The sequence below is a fragment of the Kitasatospora sp. NPDC034533 genome (genome assembly GCF_055575155.1).
The window spans coordinates 192,203-213,872 of record NZ_JBVITE010000001.1; the positions used below are offsets into that span (position 1 = coordinate 192,203).

The window sequence follows — 21,670 nt, forward strand, 5'->3', positions numbered from 1 at the left end:
CGGGCCTCGGTGGATCGGCCCGCGGCGTGGGGCGCACCCGGCCGCTTCGCCGGTGCGGTCAGGCGGCGTGCCGAGGGCGCTCCTGCGGTGCGGGCGGATCGGCCGGGCGGGGCCTACAGGGGGGCGGGGCCTACGGGTGGGTGAGGCCGACCGGGGGACGGCCCCCGGCCCAGGCGGTGACGGGGGCGAAGCCCTGGTGCCCGTACTCGCCGAAGACGGTCAGCGGGCGGCCGGTGGAGACCGCGGCGAGCTGCCACAGGGCCGGCTCCGGGACGGCCGAGGAGCGGACCGGCACGGTGTGGTGACCGTCCGTCAGGTGCCAGCCGTCCGGGGCGCGGACCGGGACGACGTCGGTGAGCACCACGGGCCAGCTGTCCAGCCACGGGTCGTCCGCCACGGCGCCGCCGTAGTCGGCCACCGCCTCGGCGACGGTGAGCCCGGCGGGCGGCCCGGCCGGGCCGGTCTCGGGGGCGCCGTACCGGGTGCCGGGCGCGGCCCGCAGCGGGCGGGCGCCGGGGTGGAAGGCCAACTCGGCCTCCAGCACCCGGCCGGTGGGAAGGGCGAGGTCGGGGGAGTGCCCGGGGCGGCCGAAGGAGAGCAGCAGGGCCGGGCGACCGGTCTTGGCGCCGCGCAGCCAGACCCGGCGGGTGGTGAGCCGCTCGTCGGAGGTGTCGCGGGATCCGAGCACCAGCCAGCGGTCCCGCACCGTCGGCCCGGCCAGCAGCTCGGCGGTGTCCAGGGTGTAGCCGACCCGGGCGCGGACGGTGGCGGCGAGCTCGGGCGGCAGCTCGTCGACCCGGGTGGTGGCGGTGGCGAGCAGGTGCAGCATCGCGTACTCCTCCAGCAGCCGCTCCTGCGGCAGGGTGTCCAACTCCCGCACCCGGCTGGCGAGTCCGGGGGCCTGGGCGTCGACCATCCGGGCGGCGACCTCCTCCCAGGGGCCGGCGGTGGACTGGTCGGCCAGCCCGTGCCGGACCCGGTCGGCGAGGCGCAGCCGCAGCTCGGCCGCGCCGGCCGCGACCCGGGCGCCGCGCTTCTCGGCCCGGCGGCGGGTGGCCTCCGGGTCGGCCGGGGCCTTCGCGCGCTTCCCGTCGCGCTTCTGGGCGCGTTCCTCGGCGCGCTTGTCGGCGTGCTCCTCGCGGGCGTCGAGCCAGTCCGCCGCCCAGCCGGCGGGCTCGCCGACCGGGACGGCCTCGGCGGAGCCGCTCCACAGCAGGAGGAGCCCGAGCGCGTGCTTGCACGGGAACTTCCGGCTGGGGCAGCTGCACCGGTAGGCGGGCGTGGCGAGTTCGACCGCGGTGCGGTACGTGGTGCTGCCGCTGCCCTCGCACTCGCCCCAGACCGCGACGCCGTCGGTGCCGGTGCCGGACCACGGCGCGGACGTGGAGAGCCTGCCCGCGGCCTTGCGCGACGCGGCGTCAGGTGCCAGGGACAGGACGTGTTCGGTGCTCCAGCGTTCCTCCATGCGACCGACCGTAGGCGGTGCCACTGACAGCGGCTTACCGTCCGTCCGGTGTTGTCAGTGCCCCGGTGCAGGGTGGTCCCCACAGGCCGGGACGCCGACCTGGCTCCCTTCCCCGATCACCCTGCCGCCGGGCACCCGCGCGCCCGGCGGCCGACCCGAAGGAGCCCGAGATGACCGACGTTCTGCGGCAGCACGCCGAGGACGCCTTCGCCGGTGAACTGGCCGCGCTGGCCGCGCAGGACGACCGCCCGCGCCCGGAGCGCTGGAGGCTCTCGCCGTGGGCCGTGGCCACCTACCTGCTCGGCGGCGAGCTGCCGGACGGCACCCGGATCACCCCCAAGTACGTCGGCCCGCGCCGGATCGTCGAGGTCGCCGTGACGACCCTGGCGACGGACCGCGCGCTGCTGCTGCTCGGCGTGCCCGGCACCGCGAAGACCTGGGTGTCCGAGCACCTGGCCGCGGCGATCAGCGGCGACTCCACGAGGCTGGTGCAGGGCACCGCCGGCACCCCCGAGGAGGCCGTCCGGTACGGCTGGAACTACGCCCGGCTGCTCACCGACGGCCCCAGCCGGGACGCCCTGGTGCCCTCCCCGCTGATGCGGGCGATGGCCGACGGCGCGATCGCCCGGGTCGAGGAGCTCACCCGCATCCCGGCCGACGTCCAGGACAGTCTGATCACCATCCTGTCCGAGAAGACGCTCCCCGTACCGGAGTTGGGCACCGAGACGCAGGCGGTGCGCGGCTTCAACGTGATCGCCACCGCCAACGACCGCGACCGCGGCGTCAACGAGCTGTCCAGCGCGCTGCGCCGCCGCTTCAACACCGTGGTGCTGCCGCTGCCGGGCTCGCTGGACGAGGAGGTCGACATCGTCACCCGCCGGGTCAACCAGCTCGGCCGCTCCCTGCGACTGCCCGAACTGCCCGGCGGCGCCGAGGAGATCAGGCGGGTGGTCACCGTCTTCCGCGAGCTGCGGGCCGGGATCACGGTGGACGGCCGGACGAAGGTCAAGACCCCGAGCGGCACCCTCTCCACCGCCGAGGCGATCTCGGTGGTGACCAACGGACTCGCCCTGGCCACCCACTTCGGGGACGGCGTGCTGCGCGCCGGGGACGTGACGGCCGGCATCCTCGGCGCGGTCGTCCGCGACCCGGTGGCGGACCGGGCGGTCTGGCGCGAGTACGTCGAAGGGGTGGTGCGCGAGCGCGACGGCTGGAAGGACTTCTACCGGGCCGCCCGCGAGGTGGCGGTATGACGGCCGCCGAGGTCGCCCTGCTGGGCATCCGCCACCACGGCCCCGGCTCGGCCCGGTCGGTGGCCGCCGCGCTGGCCCGGTGGCGGCCGGACGCGGTGCTGGTCGAGGGCCCGCCGGAGGCCGACGGCCTCGTCCACCTGGCCGCAGGGAAGGACCTCGTCCCGCCGGTTGCCCTGCTCGCCCACGCGGTGGAGGACCCGTCGAAGGCCGCGTTCTGGCCGTACGCCGAGTTCTCCCCGGAGTGGGTGGCGATCCGGCACGCGGTGGAGCACGACGTGCCGGTGCGCTTCATCGACCTGCCCGCCGGGTACGGCTTCGCGCTCGAAGGCGCCGAGGCCGCCGAGGCCGCCGAGGCCGCCGAATCCGCGGAGGACGGGCCGGACGAGACGGACGACGCCGTCGCCGACCCGTTGGCGCTGCTCGCCGAGGCGGCCGGGCACGACGACCCGGAGCGCTGGTGGGAGGACGTGGTCGAGCACCGCGCCCCCGGCGCCGACCCGCTGGCCCCGTTCGCCGCCGTCGCCGAGGCGATGGGCGCCCTGCGCGCCGAGGGCCTCGGCGAGTCCCGCCGGGACCGGCTGCGCGAGGCGTACATGCGCCGGCAGATCCGGGCCGCCCGCCGCGCCGGGTACAGCCGGATCGCCGTGGTCTGCGGGGCCTTCCACGTCCCCGCGCTGGAGCGGATGCCCACCGTCGCCCACGACCGGGCGCTGCTCGCCGAGCTGCCGAAGAAGGTGCGCACGGACGTCACCTGGGTGCCGTGGACGCACCGCAGGCTCTCCCGGGCCACCGGCTACGGCGCGGGCGTGCGGTCGCCCGGCTGGTACCACCACCTGTTCACCACCGACGGAGACCCGGTGCCGCGCTGGCTCACCCGGGCCGCCGAGCTGCTGCGCGCCGAGGACCACCCGGTCTCCTCGGCGCACGTGATCGAGGCGGTTCGGCTCGCCGAGGCGCTGGCCGCGCTGCGCGGCCGCCCGCTCGCCGGGCTGACCGAGACCCTGGACGCCGCCCGCGCGGTGCTCTGCGAGGGCTCGGACATCGCCCTGGAGCTGGTCCGGGACCGCCTGGTGGTCGGCGACCGGCTCGGCGAGGTCCCGGACGCCGCTCCGGCGGTGCCGCTGCGACGCGACCTGACCGGGTTGCAGCGCTCGCTGCGGCTCAAGCCCGAGGCCGCGCCGAAGGACCTCGACCTCGACCTGCGCAAGGAGAACGACGCGGCCCGCTCCCGGCTGCTGCACCGGCTGCGCCTGCTGGGCGTGGACTGGGGCGTGCCCGCGCGCTCCTCGGTGAACTCGACCGGGACCTTCCGGGAGAGCTGGCGGCTGTGCTGGCAGCCCGAGTTCGCGGTCCGGATCGCCGAGGCCGCCCAGTGGGGCACCACGGTCGAGGCGGCGGCGGTCGGCAAGGCCGTCGCCACCGCCCGCGCCGCCGGGGAACTCGCCGAGCTGACCGGCCTGGTGGAGACCTGCCTGCTGGCCGGGCTGTCCGGCGCGCTGCCCGCCGTGATGCGGGCGCTCGCCGACTGCGCGGCCCTGGACACCGACGTCGCCCACCTCGCGGGAGCGCTGCCCGCGCTGGTCCGCGCACTGCGCTACGGCGACGTGCGCGGCACCGATCACGGCGCGCTCGCGGAGGCGGCCTGCGGCCTGGCGGAGCGGATCTGCGTGGGGCTGCCGCCCGCCTGCGTCGGCCTGGACGCCCAGGGCGCGGCGGCGATGCGCGGCCGCCTCGACGAGGTGCACGGCGCGATCGGCCTGCTGGCCGGCGCCGCGGCGACCGCCGGACCCGAGGCCGCTTCCGGCCCGGGCACCGACGGCCCCGACCGCCCCGACTGCCCCGACCGCCCCGACGTTTCCGACTGCCCCGACCGCCCCGACGTCTCCGACGGCCTGGCCGACCGCTGGGCCGCCGCCCTGCGCTCGCTGGCCCGCCGCGAGCCGGCCGGCGGACCGGCCACCGGCGCCCCCGGACTGCTGCGCGGCCGGGCGGTCCGGCTGCTGCTGGACGACGGCCGGCTCGGCCCCGAGGAGGCCGGCCGACGGCTTCGGCTGGTCCTCTCCGTCGCCAACTCCCCTGTGGACGCGGCTGGTTGGGTCGAGGGCTTCCTGGCCGGCGGCGGCGCCCTGCTGCTGCACGACCCCCGGTTGCCGGCGCTGCTGGACGAGTGGCTGACCAGCGTGAGCGACGAGGCCTTCACCGACGTCCTGCCGCTGCTGCGCCGCACCTTCGCCGGGCTGGAGGCGGGCGTGCGCACCGCCATCGGCGGCCGGGTCGCGGCCGGCCCGCTCGGGGAGCCCCCGGCGTCCCGGGCCTCGGCGGGCGACCTGGACCGGGCCCGCGCCGACGCCGCCCTCCCCGTGCTGGCCCTGTTGCTCGGCGTCCGTCCGACGATCCCCCGGCAGGCCACCGGCCGTAACACCTGACACCCGCCGCACCTCACCCGGCGTACCCGACCCCACCCCTGCACCCCCACCCCTGAACCCCGCCCCCCCTGCGCCCACCGCAGGACCCGCTGAAGGAGGACGACGAGATGGCAGCGCCCACGACCGACGAACGGCTGCGCCGCTGGCGGCTGGTGCTCGGCGGCGAGGCCGACCGGACGGGCCGCACCCTGCGCGGCCGTGACGCCGCGATGGACGGAGCCCTCGCCGCGCTCTACCGCGGCACCCCCGACGAGGGCTCCCGGGCCGGTCGTGGCGGCCGGCGCAGCGCCGGGCTGGGCGCCTCGGCCCCGCAGGTGGCCCGCTGGCTGGGCGACATCCGCGAGTACTTCCCGTCCACCGTCGTCCAGCTGATGCAGCAGGACGCGATCACCCGGCTGGGCCTGGAACGGCTGCTGCTGGAGCCGGAGATGCTGGAGGCCGTCGAACCGGACGTGCACCTGGCCGCCACCCTGCTCTCGCTCAAGCACGCCCTGCCCGAGACCACCCGGGAGACCGCCCGGGCGGTGGTCGGCAAGGTGGTCGCCGACCTGGAGCGCCGGCTCGCCGACCGCACCCGCGCCACCCTCGGCGGCGCCCTCGACCGCAGCGCCAAGGTCGACCGCCCCCGCCACCGCGACATCGACTGGGACCGCACCATCCGGGCCAACCTGAAGAACCACCTGCCCCAGCACGGCACCGTCGTCCCCGAGCGGCTGGTCGGCTACGCCCGCGCCCGGCGCGCCGTGCGGAAGGACCTCATCCTCTGCGTCGACCAGTCCGGCTCGATGGCGCCCTCGGTCGTCCACGCCGCGGTCTTCGGCGCGGTGCTCTCCTCGATGCGCACCCTGGACACCCGGCTGGTCGTCTTCGACACCTCGGTGGTCGACCTCACCGAGCAGCTCACCGACCCGGTCGACGTGCTGTTCGCCACCCGGCTCGGCGGCGGCACCGACATCGACCGCGCGCTCGCCTACTGCCAGTCCAGGATCACCCGCCCCTCCGAGACGATCGTCGTCCTGATCAGCGACCTGTACGAGGGCGGCATCCGGGACGGCATGCTCAAGCGGGTCGCCGCGATGAAGGCGGCGGGCGTCCAGTTCGTCGCCCTGCTCGCGCTCTCCGACGAAGGGGCGCCGGCGTACGACCACGCCCACGCCGCGGCCCTGGCCTCGCTCGGCGCACCGGCCTTCGCCTGCACCCCGGACGCCTTCCCGGAGATCATGGCGGCGGCCATCGAGAAGCGCCCGATCCCGCTCCCCGACCGGGGGGCGTGACGGTTCACCCGGACGCGCTAATCCGCGTCACCGAGGACGGGGCGTGCGGCACGCCGCTCTAGGCTGGCTGTGATGGTTCTCACCCAAGACGGGCAGGCCCCGAGGCGGAACAGGCCCGTCCCACGGGGATAACCTGCCAGACGGACGTGACGCGCGTGTTGATTGACGTGTGCGCCCGTGGCTGTGTGGGCCGCAAGGCCGTACCTCTGCGTACCCGCACCGCTTCGACGACCCGCAGCGAAGATCCTGCCGTGGCACGCTCGTAGAGACACAATCCGCGACCACGAACAAGGACAAACACGTGGACCTGTTCGAGTACCAGGCGAGGGACCTCTTCGCCAAGCACGGCGTGCCCGTGCTTGACGGCGATGTCATCGAGACCGCCGCAGACGCTGCCGCCATCGCGGAGCGCTTCGGCGGCCGCGCCGTCGTCAAGGCTCAGGTGAAGGTGGGCGGCCGAGGCAAGGCCGGCGGGGTCAAGCTCGCCGCCGACCCGGCGGACGCCGTCGCCAAGGCCGAGCAGATCCTCGGCATGGACATCAAGGGCCACACCGTTCACAAGGTGATGCTGGCCCAGACCGCGGACATCAAGGACGAGTACTACGTCTCGTTCCTGCTGGACCGCACCAACCGCACCTTCCTGGCCATGGCCAGCGTCGAGGGCGGCGTGGAGATCGAGGTCGTCGCCGAGCAGAACCCCGACGCGCTCGCCAAGATCCCGGTCGACGCCAACGAGGGCTGCACCCCGGAGAAGGCCGCCGAGATCGTCGCCGCGGCGAAGTTCCCGGCCGAGGTCGCCGACCAGGTCGCCGACGTCCTCCAGAAGCTGTGGACCGTCTTCATCAAGGAGGACGCCCTCCTCGTCGAGGTCAACCCGCTGATCAAGTCCGGTGACGGCAAGATCATCGCGCTCGACGGCAAGGTCTCCCTGGACGACAACGCCGAGTTCCGCCAGCCCGAGCACGAGGCCCTGGAGGACAAGGCCGCGGCCAACCCGCTGGAGGCCGCCGCCAAGGCCAAGGGCCTGAACTACGTCAAGCTCGACGGCCAGGTCGGCATCATCGGCAACGGCGCGGGCCTCGTCATGAGCACCCTCGACGTGGTCGCCTACGCCGGTGAGAAGCACGGCGGCGTCAAGCCCGCCAACTTCCTCGACATCGGTGGCGGCGCGTCCGCCGAGGTCATGGCGAACGGCCTGGAGATCATCCTGGGCGACCCCGACGTCAAGTCGGTCTTCGTCAACGTCTTCGGCGGCATCACCGCGTGCGACGCGGTCGCCAACGGCATCGTGCAGGCCCTGGAGCTCCTGAAGAGCAAGGGCGAGAACGTCACCAAGCCGCTGGTCGTCCGTCTGGACGGCAACAACGCGGAGCTGGGTCGCAAGATCCTCGACGACGCCAACCACCCGCTGGTGCAGCGCGTGGACACCATGGACGGCGCCGCTGACCGCGCCGCCGAGCTGGCCAACAAGTAAGGAAGGGGACTTAAACACCATGGCTATCTTCCTTACCAAGGACAGCAAGGTCATCGTCCAGGGCATGACCGGCTCCGAGGGCATGAAGCACACCCGCCGCATGCTCGCCTCCGGCACCCGGATCGTCGGCGGTGTCAACCCGCGCAAGGCCGGCACCACGGTCGACGTCGACGGCACCGAGATCCCGGTCTTCGGGTCGGTCGCCGAGGCGATGGAGAAGACCGGTGCCGACGTCACCGTCGTCTTCGTCCCGCCGGCGTTCACCAAGGCCGCCGTCGTCGAGGCCATCGACGCCGAGATCGGCCTGGCCGTCGTCATCACCGAGGGCGTCCCGGTGCACGACACCGCCGCCTTCTGGGCGCACGCCGGTGCCAAGGGCAACAAGACCCGCATCATCGGCCCGAACTGCCCCGGCCTGATCAGCCCCGGACAGTCGAACGCCGGCATCATCCCGGCCGACATCACCAGCTCCGGCAAGATCGGCCTGGTCTCGAAGTCCGGCACCCTGACCTACCAGCTCATGTACGAGCTGCGGGACATCGGCTTCACCTCGGCCGTCGGCATCGGTGGCGACCCGGTCATCGGCACCACCCACATCGACGCTCTCAAGGCCTTCCAGGAGGACCCGGAGACCGAGCTCATCGTCATGATCGGTGAGATCGGCGGCGACGCCGAGGAGCGTGCCGCGGCGTTCATCGCCGAGCACGTGACCAAGCCGGTCGTCGGCTACGTCGCGGGCTTCACCGCCCCCGAGGGCAAGACCATGGGCCACGCCGGCGCCATCGTCTCCGGTTCCTCGGGCACCGCCCAGGCGAAGAAGGAGGCCCTTGAGGCCGCCGGTGTCAAGGTCGGCAAGACGCCGTCCGAGACCGCCCGCCTGGCCCGCGAGATCATCGCCGCCCAGGCCTGATCCCGTACCGCGCCTGACGAGCGCCCCCGCCCCTTCCGGGCGGGGGCGCTCGCCGTTTCCGGAGGCGCGCTCGGCTGTTTCCGGGCGCCGCTGTTTCCGGGGCGCTCGCCGCGTCAGCCCGCCTTCGGGTCCGTGCCGCAGGGCCGGATCATCCAGCGCGGGCAGGCCGCCGGGGCCGGCGGCGGCGCGGCGGCGCCCGGGGCCGTGGGCATCAGCCCCCAGCGCGAGGCCGCCTGCGGGTGCGGCTCCACCAGGACGGCCTCCAGGCCCGGCGCCGGGCTGCACCAGATGCTGGTGACACCGCTCGGCGGCCCGCTGGGCAGCATCGGCGGGACCGGTTCCGCCGTCTCCGCCGCCTCCGCCGCGTCCATCCCGGCGGGGAGCGGTGCGGCGGCGGACGGTGCGGCGGGCGGCGGCGCGGGCGTCGCCGCGGGCAGGCACGGCGTGGGCGTCGGCGGGGCCGGCGGGCGGAAGAGCTCCGCCGGGCGAAGCCCCGCCAGGGTCGCCAGGGCCGCCCCGGCCACCGCCACCGTCAGCAGTGCCGCCGCGCCCGTCCGGCTCGCCGTCCACAGCCCGTGCCGGGCCCGCAGCACCGCCACCGGGGTCCGGTGCGGCTCAGGGCACCCGCGGACCGCCGCCCGGTACAGCAGCTCGCTCAGCCCGTCCGCGAAGCCCGGCGCCGCCGGGTCCGGGCCGACCAGCTCCGGCACCCAGTGCGCCAGTGCCGCCCGGGCGGTCCACACCCGCCCCTCGGCCGCCGTCAGGGTGGCCTCCACCTCCACCGCGACCGCGTCGGCCGGCATCCCCAGCCCGTCGTGCAGCACCAGCGCCCGGCGCTGCGGCCGGGACAGCCGCTTGAGGGCCTTGAGCAGCGCCCGGTCCCGGTCGGTCAGGCGGTCGTGGTCCGGGAGCACGGCCTGGGACTCGTCGGCCGGGCGCACCGTGATCCGCCGGTGCGGCAGCGTCCAGGAGTCCGCCCGCCGGGGGCCGCCCCGGTGCCACGGGGACAGCGCCAGCTCGCAGGCGCGCACCCGGACCCAGCCCTCGGGGTTCCCGGTGGCGGCCACCGCCTCCCAGCTCCGCCACGCCTCACCGAACGCCCGCCGTACGCAGTGCACCGCGCGGTGGCGGCAGGCGGTCAGCAGGAACACCTGCTGCACCAGCCGGGTGTGCGCCGCCTCGTAGAGCTCCTCGAAGGTCACCGTCGGGGGCTCGGCGTCGAGGTCGTCGTCCGCCCCCGAGGGCGCGGCGGCGGCCAGGGCCGCCCACCCGGGCCCGCCGGGCGGTGGCGGGGGTGCGGGCTCGTCGGGGGAGGCGGTGGCGTCCGGCTCGGCCCGGGCCGGCCGGGCGTCGGTGGGTGGGGCTGGTTCCCGCGTGCCCGCCGGGGGTGCTGTGGTGGTGTCCGGCTCGGCCTGGGCGTTCCGTACGGGGGTGGTGGCCGTGCCTTCCGTCCGGGCCGGCCGGGTGTCGTCGGGCCCGGTCGCTTCCCGCGGACGCGCCCGGGGCGAGGGTGAGGCGGTGGTGTCCGGCTCGGCCTGCGCGTTCCGTAGGGGAGCGGTGTCGGCGGACGGGGGTGTGGTGCGGCCGGGGCCGGCCGCTTTCCGGGCGTGGGCCGTGAGTGAGGCCGTGGTGTCCGGCCCGGCTGGCGCCTTCCGCGCGGGGTCGGTGGGTGGGGGCTCGTCACGGTCGGCCGGCTCCTGGGCGTGCGCCGCAGGCGAAGCGGTGGCGTTCCGCGCCACCCGGGCCTTCCGCGTGGGGGCGGGGCCGGCCGATGCGCGGCCCGCGGGCTCGGGGGCCAGCGGTCGTCCGCGCTCGGCGCCCTGTGCGGCCCGGGCCCGGCGCGGGGCGGCGCCATGGTGCGCGGCGGTGCCTGCGGTAGCCACCGGCCCACCGCCGGGACCGGGGGTGCTGCCGTTCTCCCCGTGGGCTGCCCGTCCGCCTCCGTCCGCAGTCGCCGTGGTCGGGCCGCCCGGCGGCCCTGCGGGAGACACCGGCCCACCGCCCGCTGCGGTCGGCCGGTGCTCTCCGTCGCCTGCCACCCTTCGTGGTGCGGCGGTGCGCTCCGCCTGGCTCTCCGCTCCGGCCTCGGGCCCGGCGTTCCTCCCGGCGGCGTCCTGGTGCGGCTTCCCGGGCGGAGCCGCGAGGACCGCGCCGCCGTCCCTGCCCGGCGCCGACTGGCTCGGCCGCGCGGGCTCGTCCGGGGCCGACGGAGCCCCGGGGTCTGCCTGCGCCAGCCAGGTCGGCTTCACCAGCTCGTCCGCGACCGCCGGGACGGGCTTTCCGGTCCGCGTGCGGGTGCGGCGCCGCTTCCGGGACGTACCGCCGTCCTGGTCCGCCGGTCCGGTGCCCGCGAGGCTCGGCAGTGCGCCGGCCAGGAGGGCGAGGGCCTCCGCCTCGGTGCGGGTGCCGAGCTTGCGCAGGGCTCGCTGGAGGTAGCCGCGGGCGGTGGTGGGGGTGATCCCGAGGGCGGCGGCGGTTTCCGGGAGGGAGTGGCCGGCCGCGAGGTGGGCCAGGGTCCGGGCCTCACGGGGAGTCAGTTTCCGCAGCAGGCGGTCCGCGTCGGTTCCGGCGCGGGCGGGTCCGCGGTGGCGCTCCGGAGTGGGGGAGTCGGCGGTGGGCGGCGTGGTCATCAGACGCTCCGGGCCGGGACACCGGCGGCTTGGGGGCAGGGTCTGAAAATGCGCATAAGCCAATAATCTGGGACACGGCGGCGGTTTGGCGCTTCACGGAGCATGGCGAGTCGCCTTGGCACCATGTGGCCCATGACGCAGCTGATGGGCCGTCCGATCCTGGAATCGCCCGGCCAATTGGGCGGACGCCCCGCGTTGGCCGACCTGTTGGCGGGAGCGCGGACGGCGCTGGTCGGCCTGGCGGTGGTCGGAGCACCGGTGCTCGGGCTCTGGGTGATGACGCCGTACGCGGACGACGGCGCGCCCGCTGTCACCCGGGTGGCGGGCATCCTGTGGCTGCTCGGGCACGGCGCGCCGGTGCTGCGCGGCGCGTCGGGCGCCCCGCTGACGGTCACTCCGCTGCTGCTCGGGGTGCTGGCCGTGGTGCGGCTCTACCGGGCGGGCGCCGGGGTGGCGGAGCGGCCGGGCCTGCGCTCGCGCTGGGGCGGTCCCCTGGCGGTGTGGGCGGGGTACTGCGCGGTGGCCGTCGGGGTGGCGCTGCACTGCGCGGGCGACGGGCCGTTCCGCAGCCGGGTGCTGCCGGACGTCCTGGTGGTGGCGCTGGTGGCGGGCCTGGCGACGGCGGCCGGGGCCCGTTCGGTGACCGTCCCCGACGCGCCGGGCGGCTCCCCGCTGAACCGCCTGCCGCCGCCGTACCGCCCGGTCGACGGTGCTCCGGCGGTCAGGGCCGCCGCCCTGGCGGCCGGGGCCGGGCTGGTCGCGGCCGGCGGGCTGCTGACGGCCTGTTCGGCGGTGTCGGCGGCGGTGGCCGGCGGCGGGCGCGGGTCGGCCCTGCTGGGGAGCGGGCCCGCCGCCCTGCCGGGGCTGCTGCTGCTCGCGGTGGCGCTGCTGCCGAACGCGGTGCTGTGGGGCACGGCGTACGCGCTGGGCCCGGGCTTCACGGTGGGCTTCGGGACGACGGTGTCACCGGTCGGCACGGTGCTGGGCCCGGTGCCGGAGTTCCCGCTGTTCGCCCTGCTCCCGGCGGACGGGCCGGGCGGCTGGCGGCTCGCGGTGTCGGCTCTGCCGCTGCTGGCCGGGGTGGTTCCGGCGGTGCTGCTGGGCCGTGCGGCGGCGGGGCTGCGCCGACCGGCGGCGGGCGGTGAGGAGCGGCCCGGGCCCTGGCCGCTCGCGGCGACGGCGGTGGCCGCCCTGGTGGCGGCCCTGGCGGTCGGGGCCGGGGCGGCGCTGCTGGGCTGGCTCTCCGGCGGGGCGCTGGCGGGGGAGCGGCTGGCCTGGGTGGGGCCGGTGCCCTGGTGGACGGGCCTGGCGGCGGCGGGCTGGGTCGCGCTGGTCGCCGTCCCGGGCTCCCTGCTGGTGCGGCACCGCGCGCTGGGCCCGGCGGACGGCGTGGGCGCGTACGCCCGGCTCGCGCGCCTGGCCCGCCGGGGCGCGCTGGAGCTGCGCGCCGGTACGTACGCCCTCGTGCTGCGGCTCTCCGGAGCGGGTGTCCGGGACGCCGGGGAAGCGGACTCCGACGACTTGGACTCCGATGACCTGGACTCCGACGACCCGGCCCCGAACGCCTGACTCGATCCCCCGAGCCGGACGACCCGGAGGAGGCCCGACCGGCCCCCCGGGGGACGACTACTCGGCGTTCCCGGTGAAGTCCACGTACCACTGCGGCGCGTACCGGTCGCAGTTCTGGGCGCCGACCGAGGTCAGCGAGTCCTGGACGCAGGTGACGTAGTCGCGGTAGTGGTACCCGAGGCCGATCACCGAGGTGGCGAACACGACGGTCATCGCACCGGTCAGGATGCCGGCGAGCGCGGCCGGGGTGAGCGGGTTCGGCGCCGGGGCGCCCGGGTACGGGCCGCCCGGCCCCGCCACCGTGGCGGCCGAGGCGGCGGCCGGGGCGGCGGACTGGCGGGTCCGCAGCGCGCCGACGCCCCAGACGATGCCGAGCGCCCCGATCAGCAGCGCGAGCCAGTGGAGCCCGGTGAACAGGCAGACCAGCGCGAGCGGTCCGGCCAGTGCGGCGTTGCGGGCCTTGCGGTGGGCCGGGTTCGCGGGGTCGAGCCGGGGCGGCTGCGGCGCCGCCGGCCGCCGGCCGGGGCGGCCGTCGCCCCCGGGACCCCACGGCGACGGCCCCTGCGGACGCCCGCCGCCCTGCCCGGCACCGTCCTGTCCGGGGCCGCCCTGCCCGGCGCCGTCCCGGCCCTCGCCGCCCCAGGGGCCGCGCGGCTGCCACGGCTGGTCGGGGGCATCCGCCGGCGGCGGCGCGAAGGGGTTGCGCTCGCCGGTGTCGTCGCCGCTGCTCATGGGTTCGGCCATTCCTTCTCGGTCGGGGCTCGGTCGGGCTCGGTCGGAGGTCCTCGCGTCGGAGCGGCCTCCCGCGCCCCCATGATCCCGCAGTCCTCCGCTGATCCCGCAGTCCTCTGCCGGGATCGCGCAGTCGTCCGCCGGTCCACCGGAGGCCCCGGCCGGGGGGCCGGGCGGTGCCGGTACGGCCGGGGGCCGACTCCGGTGCGGAGGGCCGGAGGAGATCCCCGTCTCAACTACGCGCGTAGCGCCGCCGGGAGGGTTCGGAGGCCGTCCGACCAGCCGTTATCGTGGTGACGGTCAGCAGCCCACAGAGGTTCCCCGGGGCCCGCGTCGCGGCGGGTTTCCCCGGTGTTCCCCCTCGCTCGACCTGCCGTTCGTAGTGGCCCCACCGCCGGTGGACGTACCAGCGGACGGCGCCCGACCTACGGAGAGACGCGCAGTGGCCGCCGCCCCCGCCCAGCACTTCCCGCCCCGTACGCCCGGACCGGCCCGCCTGGTGGTGCTGGTCTCCGGCTCCGGCACCAACCTCCAGGCGCTGATCGACGCCACCGGCGATCCGGCGTACGGCGCCGAGATCCTGGCGGTCGGCGCGGACCGGGACGGGATCGTGGGTCTGGAGCGGGCCGAGAGGGCGGGTCTGCCGACCTTCGTCCACCGGGTGAAGGACCACCCGGACCGGGCCGCCTGGGACCGCGCGCTGACCGCCTCCGTCGCCGGGTACCAGCCGGACCTGGTGGTCTCGGCCGGTTTCATGAAGATCCTCGGCCCCGAGTTCGTCACCGCCTTCGCCGGGCGGATCGTCAACACCCACCCCGCGCTGCTGCCCGCCTTCCCCGGCGCCCACGGCGTCACCGACGCGCTCGCGTACGGGGTGAAGGTCACCGGCTGCACCGTCCACCTGGTCGACTCCGGTGTGGACACCGGGCCGATCATCGCGCAGGGCGTCGTCGAGGTCGTCGACGCCGACCACGCCGATGGCGGCGAAGCGCTGCACGAGCGCATCAAGACTGTCGAGCGCAAGCTGCTCGTCGACGTCGTGGGCCGGCTGGCCCGCGAGGGTCACCGCATCGAGGACCGAAAGGTATGGATTCCGGCACATGAGTGAGCGCAGCGAACGAGTCATCGAGGAAGGTGCCTGGCGCGCAGCGCCCGCCGAGTGCAGCGAGGTGGGAGCATGAGTGCCAGCTCCACCACCACTCCCGTTTCGGAGAACGTTCGTCCGATCCGTCGCGCGCTGATCAGCGTGTACGACAAGACCGGTCTGGAGGAGCTGGCCCGGGGCCTGCACGCCGCCGGGGTCGCCATCGTCTCCACCGGCTCCACCGCCGGCCGGATCGCCGCCGCCGGCGTGCCGGTGACCGAGGTCTCCGAGCTGACCGGCTTCCCGGAGTGCCTGGACGGGCGCGTGAAGACGCTGCACCCCCGCGTGCACGCCGGCGTGCTGGCCGACCTGCGGCTGGAGTCCCACCGCGCGCAGCTGGCCGAGCTGGGCGTCGAGCCCTTCGACCTGGTCGTGGTGAACCTCTACCCGTTCAAGGCCACCGTCGCCTCCGGCGCCACCCCGGACGAGTGCGTCGAGCAGATCGACATCGGCGGCCCGAGCATGGTCCGCGCCGCCGCCAAGAACCACCCCTCGGTGGCCGTGGTGGTCGACCCGGCCCGCTACGGCGACGTGCTGGAGGCCGTCCGGGAGGGCGGCTTCGACCTGGCCACCCGCAAGCGCCTGGCCGGTGCCGCGTTCGCCCACACCGCCGCCTACGACGTGGCCGTCGCCTCCTGGTTCGAGGCCGGCTACGCGCCCAGCGACGAGCACTTCCCGGAGTTCCTGGGCTCGACCTGGGAGCGGCAGAACGTGCTGCGCTACGGCGAGAACCCGCACCAGGGCGCCGCGCTGTACAGCGACGGCACCGGCGGCCTGGCCGGCGCGCGGCAGCTGCACGGCAAGGAGATGTCGTACAACAACTACGTCGACACCGACGCCGCCCGCCGCGCCGCCTACGACCACGCCGAGCCGGCCGTCGCGATCATCAAGCACGCCAACCCGTGCGGCATCGCGACCGGCGCCGACGTCGCCGAGGCGCACCGCAAGGCGCACGAGTGCGACCCGGTCTCCGCGTACGGCGGCGTGATCGCCGTCAACCGCCCGGTCACCGTCGCGCTGGCCGAGCAGATCGCCCCGATCTTCACCGAGGTCGTCGTGGCCCCCGGCTACGAGGAGGGCGCCCTGGAGGTGCTCACCAAGAAGAAGAACCTGCGGGTGCTGCTCGCCCCCGAGGCCCCGGCCAACCGCCAGGAGGTGCGCCCGATCTCCGGCGGCGTGCTGCTCCAGGACGCCGACCGGGTGCACGCCGAGGGCGACGACCCGGCGAACTGGACCCTCGCCACCGGTGAGGCGCTGGCCGCCGACGAGCTGGCCGAGCTGGCCTTCGCCTGGCGGGCCTGCCGGGCCGTCAAGTCCAACGCGATCCTGCTGGCCAAGGACGGCGCCTCGGTCGGCGTCGGCATGGGCCAGGTCAACCGGGTGGACTCCTGCAAGCTCGCGGTCGAGCGGGCCGGCGAGCGCGCCAAGGGCGCCTACGCGGCCTCGGACGCCTTCTTCCCGTTCGCGGACGGCCCGGCGATCCTGATCGCGGCCGGCGTCCGGGCGATCGTCCAGCCGGGCGGCTCGATCCGCGACGAGGAGGTCATCGCGGCGGCCGCCGAGGCCGGCGTGACGATGTACTTCACCGGTGCGCGGCACTTCTTCCACTGATACGACGCGTGGTGTGACGCCATGGACGGCGTGACGCCGTGACACAGCGGCCCGGCGCCCTCCGAGGAGGGAACCGGGCCGCCGCGGCGTCGGTGCGCCGACCGGTCAGTACTTCGGCCGGTTGAACCAGTTGACGGCGTCCCGGGTGCACACGCCGGCGATCCAGATGACGCTGATCGCCACCCACAGCAGGGAGACGATGAGGTTCACCGCCCGGCCCTCCGACGCGGCGAACGAGCCGAGCAGGCCGAGCAGGCCGAACAGGCCGCCGATCGAGCCGTAGACGATGGTGGTGACCCGGACGCCGTTGCCGCCCTTGCCGAACTTCACCCCGAGGGTGATGGACAGCGCGGCGGCCAGCGCGAACACGACGCCGATGACGACCGCGACGCCGGCGGCGGCGTTGCCGATCGCGAGCAGGCCCTCGTCGTCCGTCGTGCTCTGGGAGATGGCGCCCTTGGTGGCCGCGGCCCCGATCAGGCAGAACAGCGCCGCCAGCACCTGGGTGCCGCCGACGATGAACAGCAGGACCCGGGCGGTCGTCATCAGGCCCGGCATGGACTGCGGCGCGGCCACCGGCGGGTAGCCGTAGCCCACGGGGGGCTGCCCGTAGGCCGGGGCCTGCTGCGGATACCCGTACGGGACCTGCTGCGGCGGGGCCTGCTGCGGGTACCCGTAGCCCGGCGCGGCCGGCGGCTGGCCGTACGGGTTGTTCGGGTCGGGCGGGTAACTCATGGATGCCTCCGGGCAGTTGCGGGGACGCGGGGACGGGACGCCGACGGCCCCACCGGAACGTGACGGTAGCGGGGAGGGGTGACAGCCCGGCGGCGGTGACGGGCGCCGCGGTTCGGCCGAGTGGTGAGCGTCAGGGGCGTGAGACGGCCGACGGGTACGGCGCGGGCGGGACGGTGCCCCCGCGGTCGGACTGCTCGCGCTGATGTGGTCGGCTCACTGGCTCTTTCCCCCGGATACGCCCCGCCGCGGGTCCGTCGGCCCGTCACCGGGCCGGTCCACGGCGGGAATGCCCGAATATCGTCATCCGGATGGCGGCGCCCTGTCCAGCCGGTTCGCCCGGCGGGCCGAGACTGTGGCGCAACCGCAACGTGGCGCGGACCTCCGCAGCCGTTCGTTCACCCGGACGCCGTACTCCGGGCCGTGCGGCCCGCCGTGCCGATCACTCCCGGGTGCCCGCCGTACCGGCAGCACGAGCCCTCGGTACGGCGACCCCCGGCGATCCGGGAGAATGGGGTCATGACTGCCCAGATTCTCGATGGCAAGGCCACCGCCGCCGCGATCAAGTCCGAACTCGCCGCCCGTGTGGCGGCCCTCAAGGCGAAGGGCGTCACGCCCGGCCTCGGCACCGTCCTGGTCGGCGACGACCCGGGCAGCCGCTGGTACGTGAACGGCAAGCACAAGGACTGCGCCGAGGTGGGCATCGCCTCGATCCAGCGCGAGCTGCCCGCCACCGCCACCCAGGAGGACGTCGAGAACGTCGTCCGCGAGCTCAACGCCGACCCGTCCTGCACCGGCTACATCGTCCAGCTGCCGCTGCCCAAGGGCCTGGACCAGAACCCGGTCCTGGAGCTGATGGACCCGGACAAGGACGCCGACGGCCTGCACCCGACCTCGCTCGGCCGGCTCGCCCTGGGCATCGACGGCCCGCTGCCGTGCACCCCGCTCGGCATCGTCGAGCTGCTGCGCCGCCACGGCGTCGAGATCAACGGCGCCGAGGTGGTCGTGGTCGGCCGCGGCATCACCGTCGGCCGCTCGATCGGCCTGCTGCTGACCCGCCGCAGCGAGAACGCCACCGTCACCCTGTGCCACACCGGCACCCGTGACCTCGGCGCCCACCTGCGCAAGGCCGACATCATCGTGGCCGCCGCCGGCGTGCCGCACCTGGTCAAGCCGGAGGACGTCAAGCCGGGCGCGGCGGTGCTGGACGTGGGCGTCAGCCGCAGCGAGGGCAAGATCGTCGGCGACGTGCACCCGGGCGTGGCCGAGGTGGCGGGCTGGATCTCCCCGAACCCCGGCGGCGTGGGCCCGATGACCCGCGCGATGCTGCTGAACAACATCGTCGAGGCGGCCGAGCGCCGCGCCGGCATCTGACACCCCAGGGACGGCGAGCATGACTGAACCGCGACCGGCAGGGCCCAGCCGCAGGCCGGTCAGGACCACCGGCACCCTGCCGCCGGAGGGCTCGGCCGCGGCCCTCGGACGCGACCACGCGCTGCCCGTGCGGCAGTGGCCGATCACGCTGGTCCTGCTGGTGGTCGGCGCCGGCCTGGCGGTCACCTGGTTCGCCGACTTCAAGGACGGCTTCAAGTACGGGCTGCTGATCCTCGGCTGCGGGGTGCTGCTCGGCGCGGTGCTGCGGCTGGTGCTGCCCGAGGTCGGGATGCTGGCGGTGCGCAGCCGCTTCACCGACGTCGTCGTGCTGACCTTCCTGGGGGCCTCGATCGTGCTGCTGACCCTGGTGGCACAGCCGAACCCGTGGGTGCAGATCCCGCTGCTGGACAACATCGGCCAGCTGATGGGCCGGCCCAAGCACTGATCCGCAGGCCCGCCCCGGCCCCCGCCCGAGGAACCCTCGGCGGGGGCCGCACCGTTTCTGTGACGCATCAGCCAGGCCCGCACCCGCGGCGTAGGCTTCCCTTTGCGATAACCTGACGCCGGTCTCTCGATGTCGAGAGACCGTCCTCGGCTCCAGTGCGCCGGTGTGCCTGGGGCACCTGGCGATTTGCTGGAGAAGGTAGAAATGACTCGCACCCCCGTCAACGTCACCATCACCGGAGCGGCCGGCCAGATCGGCTACGCGCTGCTCTTCCGCATCGCCTCGGGCCACCTGCTCGGTGCCGACGTGCCGGTGAACCTGCGCCTCCTGGAGATCCCGCAGGGCCTCAAGGCCGCCGAGGGCACCGCCATGGAGCTCGTCGACTGCGCCTTCCCGCTGCTGCGCGACATCACCATCACCGACAAGCCGGCCGAGGCCTTCGACGGCGCCAACGTCGCGCTGCTGGTCGGCGCCCGTCCGCGCACCGCGGGCATGGAGCGCGGTGACCTGCTCCAGGCCAACGGCGGCATCTTCGGCCCGCAGGGCAAGGCCATCAACGACCACGCCGCGGACGACATCAAGGTCCTGGTCGTCGGCAACCCGGCCAACACCAACGCCCTGATCGCCCAGCGCAACGCCCCGGACGTCCCGGCCGAGCGCTTCACCGCGATGACCCGCCTGGACCACAACCGCGCCCTCGGCCAGCTGTCCGCCAAGACGGGCGCCCTGGTCTCGGACATCAAGCGCGTCACCATCTGGGGCAACCACTCCGCGACCCAGTACCCGGACATCTTCCAGGCCGAGATCGCCGGCAAGCCGGCCTTCGAGGCCGTCGGCAGCGACCTGGGCTGGCTGGAGAACGACTTCATCCCGACCGTCGCCAAGCGCGGCGCCGCCATCATCGACGCTCGCGGCGCCTCCTCGGCCGCCTCGGCCGCCAACGCCGCCATCGACCACGTGTACACCTGGGTCAACGGCACCGCCGAGGGCGACTGGACCTCGATGGGCGTCGTCTCCGACGGCTCCTACGGCGTTCCGGAGGGCCTGATCTCCTCCTTCCCGGTCACCACCAAGGACGGCGAGTTCGAGATCGTCCAGGGCCTGGAGATCTCCGACTTCTCGCGCGCCCGCATCGACGCCTCGGTCAAGGAGCTGGCCGAGGAGCGCGCCGCGGTCCAGGAGCTGGGCCTCATCTGAGCCCGCCCCGCACGGCTCGACCGGCGGCCCGCCGCTTCCCTCCCGGAAGCGGCGGCCCGCCGTCGTGTCCGGCCCCGGCCCGGACCGGCCGCCCTACACTGGCCCGCTGTGAACGAAACACTCGGGGACGCCGCACTCGTCCTCGTCTTCATCCTGCTGGGCGGGTTGTTCAACGTCGCCGAGATCTCGCTGATCTCGCTGCGCGAGGGCCAGATCCGGACGCTGGAGGCGCACGGCACCCGGCGCGCGGCCCGGGCGGCGCACCTGGCCGCCGACCCGAACCGCTTCCTGGCCGCCGTCCAGGTCGGGGTGACCTGCATGGGCTTCCTGTCCGCCGCCTTCGGCGCGGACACCCTGGCCGGCAAGGTCGCCCCGCTGTTCGTCCGGGCCGGGTTCTCCGAGGGCGTGGCCGACGCGGTGGCGCTGGTCGGCCTCACCCTGGTGATCAGCTACGCCTCGCTGGTGCTGGGCGAGCTGACCCCCAAGCGGATCGGCCTTCAGCGCGCCGAGTCCATCGCGGTCGTCGCGGCCCCGGTGGTGGACGTGATGTCGGTGGTGCTGCGTCCGGTGATCTGGCTGCTGGGCCACTCCACCAATCTGATGGTCAGACTGCTCGGTGGGGATCCGGCCGCCGGCCGCGGCTCGATGAGCTCCGAGGAACTGCGCGGCCTGGTCGCCGCCAACACCGAACTGGGAAGCGACGAAAGGGCGTTGATCGCCGACGTGTTCTCCGCCGGCGAGCGCCAGCTGCGCGAGGTGATGGTCCCGCGCACCGAGGTGACCTTCCTGGACGCCGAGCGCCCACTGGCCGCCGTCCGCCGGCAGGCCGACACCTCGCCGCACTCGCGCTACCCGGTGGTCGAGGGCAGCGCCGACGCGGTGGTCGGCTTCGTCCACGTCCGCGACCTGTACGGCGCCCGCGGCGAACAGGCCGCCAAGGTCCGCGACCTGTCCCGCCCGGTCAAGCTGCTGCCCGGCACCAAGCTGGTGCTGGAGGCGATGGGCGAGATGCGCCGGGAGGGCCACCACCTGGCCATCGTGGTGGACGAGTACGGCGGCACCGCCGGGATCGTCACCCTGGAGGACCTGGTCGAGGAGGTGATCGGCGAGATCCGGGACGAGTACGACCGCCCGGAGACCGCCCCCACCCGCCGGCTGGCCGGCGGCGGCATGGAGCTGGACGGCCTGCTCAACCTCGGCGACTTCACCGAGGAGACCGGCGTCACCCTGCCCGAGGGCCCGTACGAGACGGTGGCCGGCTGCCTGGTCGCCGCGCTCGGCCGACTGCCCCGGGACGGCGACCAGGTGCGCGTCCCGGTCGAGGGCGGCGCGGTGCTGCTGACGGTGGCCAAGGTCGAGGGCCGGCGGATCGCCCGGGTCGGGGTGAGTGCCGTCACACTGGCCGAACCACCGGGGGCCGAGGTTTCCTGACCG

The 21,670-nt window shown here is 75.3% G+C and carries 16 protein-coding genes; 12 read left to right on the top strand and 4 right to left on the bottom strand.

Annotated elements, in window-relative coordinates; translation table 11 throughout:
- Window positions 1–130: 130 nt before the first annotated feature.
- Window positions 131–1,465, bottom strand: a complete 1,335-nt coding sequence (locus ACZ55U_RS00970) for an SWIM zinc finger family protein (protein WP_465521021.1) — start codon at window positions 1,463–1,465, stop codon at window positions 131–133.
- A gap of 170 nt (window positions 1,466–1,635) precedes the next feature.
- Between ACZ55U_RS00970 and ACZ55U_RS00975 the strand changes: the two genes are divergently transcribed.
- The 5 genes from ACZ55U_RS00975 (at window position 1,636) to sucD (ending at window position 8,802) form a co-directional block, all read left to right on the top strand.
- Window positions 1,636–2,718, top strand: coding sequence for an ATP-binding protein (locus tag ACZ55U_RS00975; RefSeq protein ID WP_465521023.1), 1,083 nt, complete (start codon window positions 1,636–1,638; stop codon window positions 2,716–2,718).
- On the top strand, window positions 2,715–5,144 hold the full coding sequence (locus ACZ55U_RS00980; protein WP_465521025.1) for a DUF5682 family protein: 2,430 nt from the start codon (window positions 2,715–2,717) through the stop codon (window positions 5,142–5,144). The genes ACZ55U_RS00975 and ACZ55U_RS00980 overlap by 4 nt, the downstream gene beginning before the upstream one ends.
- Window positions 5,145–5,251: 107 nt before the next feature.
- Window positions 5,252–6,418, top strand: coding sequence for a VWA domain-containing protein (locus ACZ55U_RS00985; protein ID WP_465521027.1), 1,167 nt, complete (start codon window positions 5,252–5,254; stop codon window positions 6,416–6,418).
- Window positions 6,419–6,719: 301 nt separating this feature from the next.
- Window positions 6,720–7,892: an ADP-forming succinate--CoA ligase subunit beta gene (gene sucC / locus ACZ55U_RS00990; RefSeq protein ID WP_465521029.1), complete on the top strand. Its 1,173-nt coding sequence runs from the start codon at window positions 6,720–6,722 to the stop codon at window positions 7,890–7,892.
- Window positions 7,893–7,911: 19 nt separating this feature from the next.
- Window positions 7,912–8,802 (top strand): succinate--CoA ligase subunit alpha, encoded by an 891-nt coding sequence (gene sucD / locus ACZ55U_RS00995; protein WP_449788213.1) that lies wholly within the window; start codon window positions 7,912–7,914, stop codon window positions 8,800–8,802.
- 113 nt (window positions 8,803–8,915) lie between these two features.
- On the opposite strand, the gene ACZ55U_RS01000 is transcribed toward sucD, so the two are convergent.
- Window positions 8,916–11,432 (bottom strand): sigma factor-like helix-turn-helix DNA-binding protein, encoded by a 2,517-nt coding sequence (locus tag ACZ55U_RS01000; protein ID WP_465521031.1) that lies wholly within the window; start codon window positions 11,430–11,432, stop codon window positions 8,916–8,918.
- Window positions 11,433–11,564: 132 nt separating this feature from the next.
- Here ACZ55U_RS01000 and ACZ55U_RS01005 point away from each other — a divergent pair, with 132 nt between their 5' ends.
- Window positions 11,565–13,001, top strand: coding sequence for a cell division protein PerM (locus ACZ55U_RS01005; protein ID WP_465521033.1), 1,437 nt, complete (start codon window positions 11,565–11,567; stop codon window positions 12,999–13,001).
- A gap of 57 nt (window positions 13,002–13,058) precedes the next feature.
- Here ACZ55U_RS01005 and ACZ55U_RS01010 read toward each other — a convergent pair whose 3' ends face one another.
- Window positions 13,059–13,733, bottom strand: a complete 675-nt coding sequence (locus ACZ55U_RS01010; protein ID WP_465521035.1) for a hypothetical protein — start codon at window positions 13,731–13,733, stop codon at window positions 13,059–13,061.
- Window positions 13,734–14,175: 442 nt separating this feature from the next.
- Here ACZ55U_RS01010 and purN point away from each other — a divergent pair, with 442 nt between their 5' ends.
- Window positions 14,176–14,841, top strand: coding sequence for a phosphoribosylglycinamide formyltransferase (gene purN, locus ACZ55U_RS01015; RefSeq protein WP_465521037.1), 666 nt, complete (start codon window positions 14,176–14,178; stop codon window positions 14,839–14,841).
- Between the two features lie 69 nt (window positions 14,842–14,910).
- Complete coding sequence (gene purH / locus ACZ55U_RS01020; RefSeq protein ID WP_465521039.1) at window positions 14,911–16,488, top strand: bifunctional phosphoribosylaminoimidazolecarboxamide formyltransferase/IMP cyclohydrolase; 1,578 nt, start codon at window positions 14,911–14,913, stop codon at window positions 16,486–16,488.
- Between the two features lie 105 nt (window positions 16,489–16,593).
- On the opposite strand, the gene ACZ55U_RS01025 is transcribed toward purH, so the two are convergent.
- On the bottom strand, window positions 16,594–17,223 hold the full coding sequence (locus ACZ55U_RS01025) for a hypothetical protein (protein WP_465521041.1): 630 nt from the start codon (window positions 17,221–17,223) through the stop codon (window positions 16,594–16,596).
- Between the two features lie 516 nt (window positions 17,224–17,739).
- Between ACZ55U_RS01025 and ACZ55U_RS01030 the strand changes: the two genes are divergently transcribed.
- From ACZ55U_RS01030 to ACZ55U_RS01045, 4 genes are all read left to right on the top strand, one after another.
- Entirely contained in the window at window positions 17,740–18,594 is an 855-nt protein-coding gene (locus ACZ55U_RS01030; protein WP_465521043.1) for a bifunctional methylenetetrahydrofolate dehydrogenase/methenyltetrahydrofolate cyclohydrolase, read from the top strand.
- A gap of 19 nt (window positions 18,595–18,613) precedes the next feature.
- Entirely contained in the window at window positions 18,614–19,039 is a 426-nt protein-coding gene (locus tag ACZ55U_RS01035) for a DUF3017 domain-containing protein (RefSeq protein ID WP_465521045.1), read from the top strand.
- A 204-nt stretch (window positions 19,040–19,243) separates the two neighbouring features.
- Window positions 19,244–20,236: a malate dehydrogenase gene (locus tag ACZ55U_RS01040; RefSeq protein ID WP_465521047.1), complete on the top strand. Its 993-nt coding sequence runs from the start codon at window positions 19,244–19,246 to the stop codon at window positions 20,234–20,236.
- 108 nt (window positions 20,237–20,344) lie between these two features.
- Window positions 20,345–21,667, top strand: coding sequence for a hemolysin family protein (locus tag ACZ55U_RS01045; protein WP_465521049.1), 1,323 nt, complete (start codon window positions 20,345–20,347; stop codon window positions 21,665–21,667).
- Window positions 21,668–21,670: the final 3 nt, after the last annotated feature.

Bases quoted from the DNA above. Each gene is read 5' to 3' on its own strand.
- ACZ55U_RS00970 (WP_465521021.1), bottom strand. From the start codon at position 1,465: ATGGAGGAACGCTGGAGCACCGAACACGTCCTGTCCCTGGCACCTGAC.
- ACZ55U_RS00975 (WP_465521023.1), top strand. From the start codon at position 1,636: ATGACCGACGTTCTGCGGCAGCACGCCGAGGACGCCTTCGCCGGTGAA.
- ACZ55U_RS00980 (WP_465521025.1), top strand. From the start codon at position 2,715: ATGACGGCCGCCGAGGTCGCCCTGCTGGGCATCCGCCACCACGGCCCC.
- ACZ55U_RS00985 (WP_465521027.1), top strand. From the start codon at position 5,252: ATGGCAGCGCCCACGACCGACGAACGGCTGCGCCGCTGGCGGCTGGTG.
- sucD (WP_449788213.1), top strand. From the start codon at position 7,912: ATGGCTATCTTCCTTACCAAGGACAGCAAGGTCATCGTCCAGGGCATG.
- ACZ55U_RS01000 (WP_465521031.1), bottom strand. From the start codon at position 11,432: ATGACCACGCCGCCCACCGCCGACTCCCCCACTCCGGAGCGCCACCGC.
- ACZ55U_RS01005 (WP_465521033.1), top strand. From the start codon at position 11,565: ATGACGCAGCTGATGGGCCGTCCGATCCTGGAATCGCCCGGCCAATTG.
- ACZ55U_RS01010 (WP_465521035.1), bottom strand. From the start codon at position 13,733: ATGAGCAGCGGCGACGACACCGGCGAGCGCAACCCCTTCGCGCCGCCG.
- purH (WP_465521039.1), top strand. From the start codon at position 14,911: ATGAGTGCCAGCTCCACCACCACTCCCGTTTCGGAGAACGTTCGTCCG.
- ACZ55U_RS01025 (WP_465521041.1), bottom strand. From the start codon at position 17,223: ATGAGTTACCCGCCCGACCCGAACAACCCGTACGGCCAGCCGCCGGCC.
- ACZ55U_RS01030 (WP_465521043.1), top strand. From the start codon at position 17,740: ATGACTGCCCAGATTCTCGATGGCAAGGCCACCGCCGCCGCGATCAAG.
- ACZ55U_RS01035 (WP_465521045.1), top strand. From the start codon at position 18,614: ATGACTGAACCGCGACCGGCAGGGCCCAGCCGCAGGCCGGTCAGGACC.
- ACZ55U_RS01040 (WP_465521047.1), top strand. From the start codon at position 19,244: ATGACTCGCACCCCCGTCAACGTCACCATCACCGGAGCGGCCGGCCAG.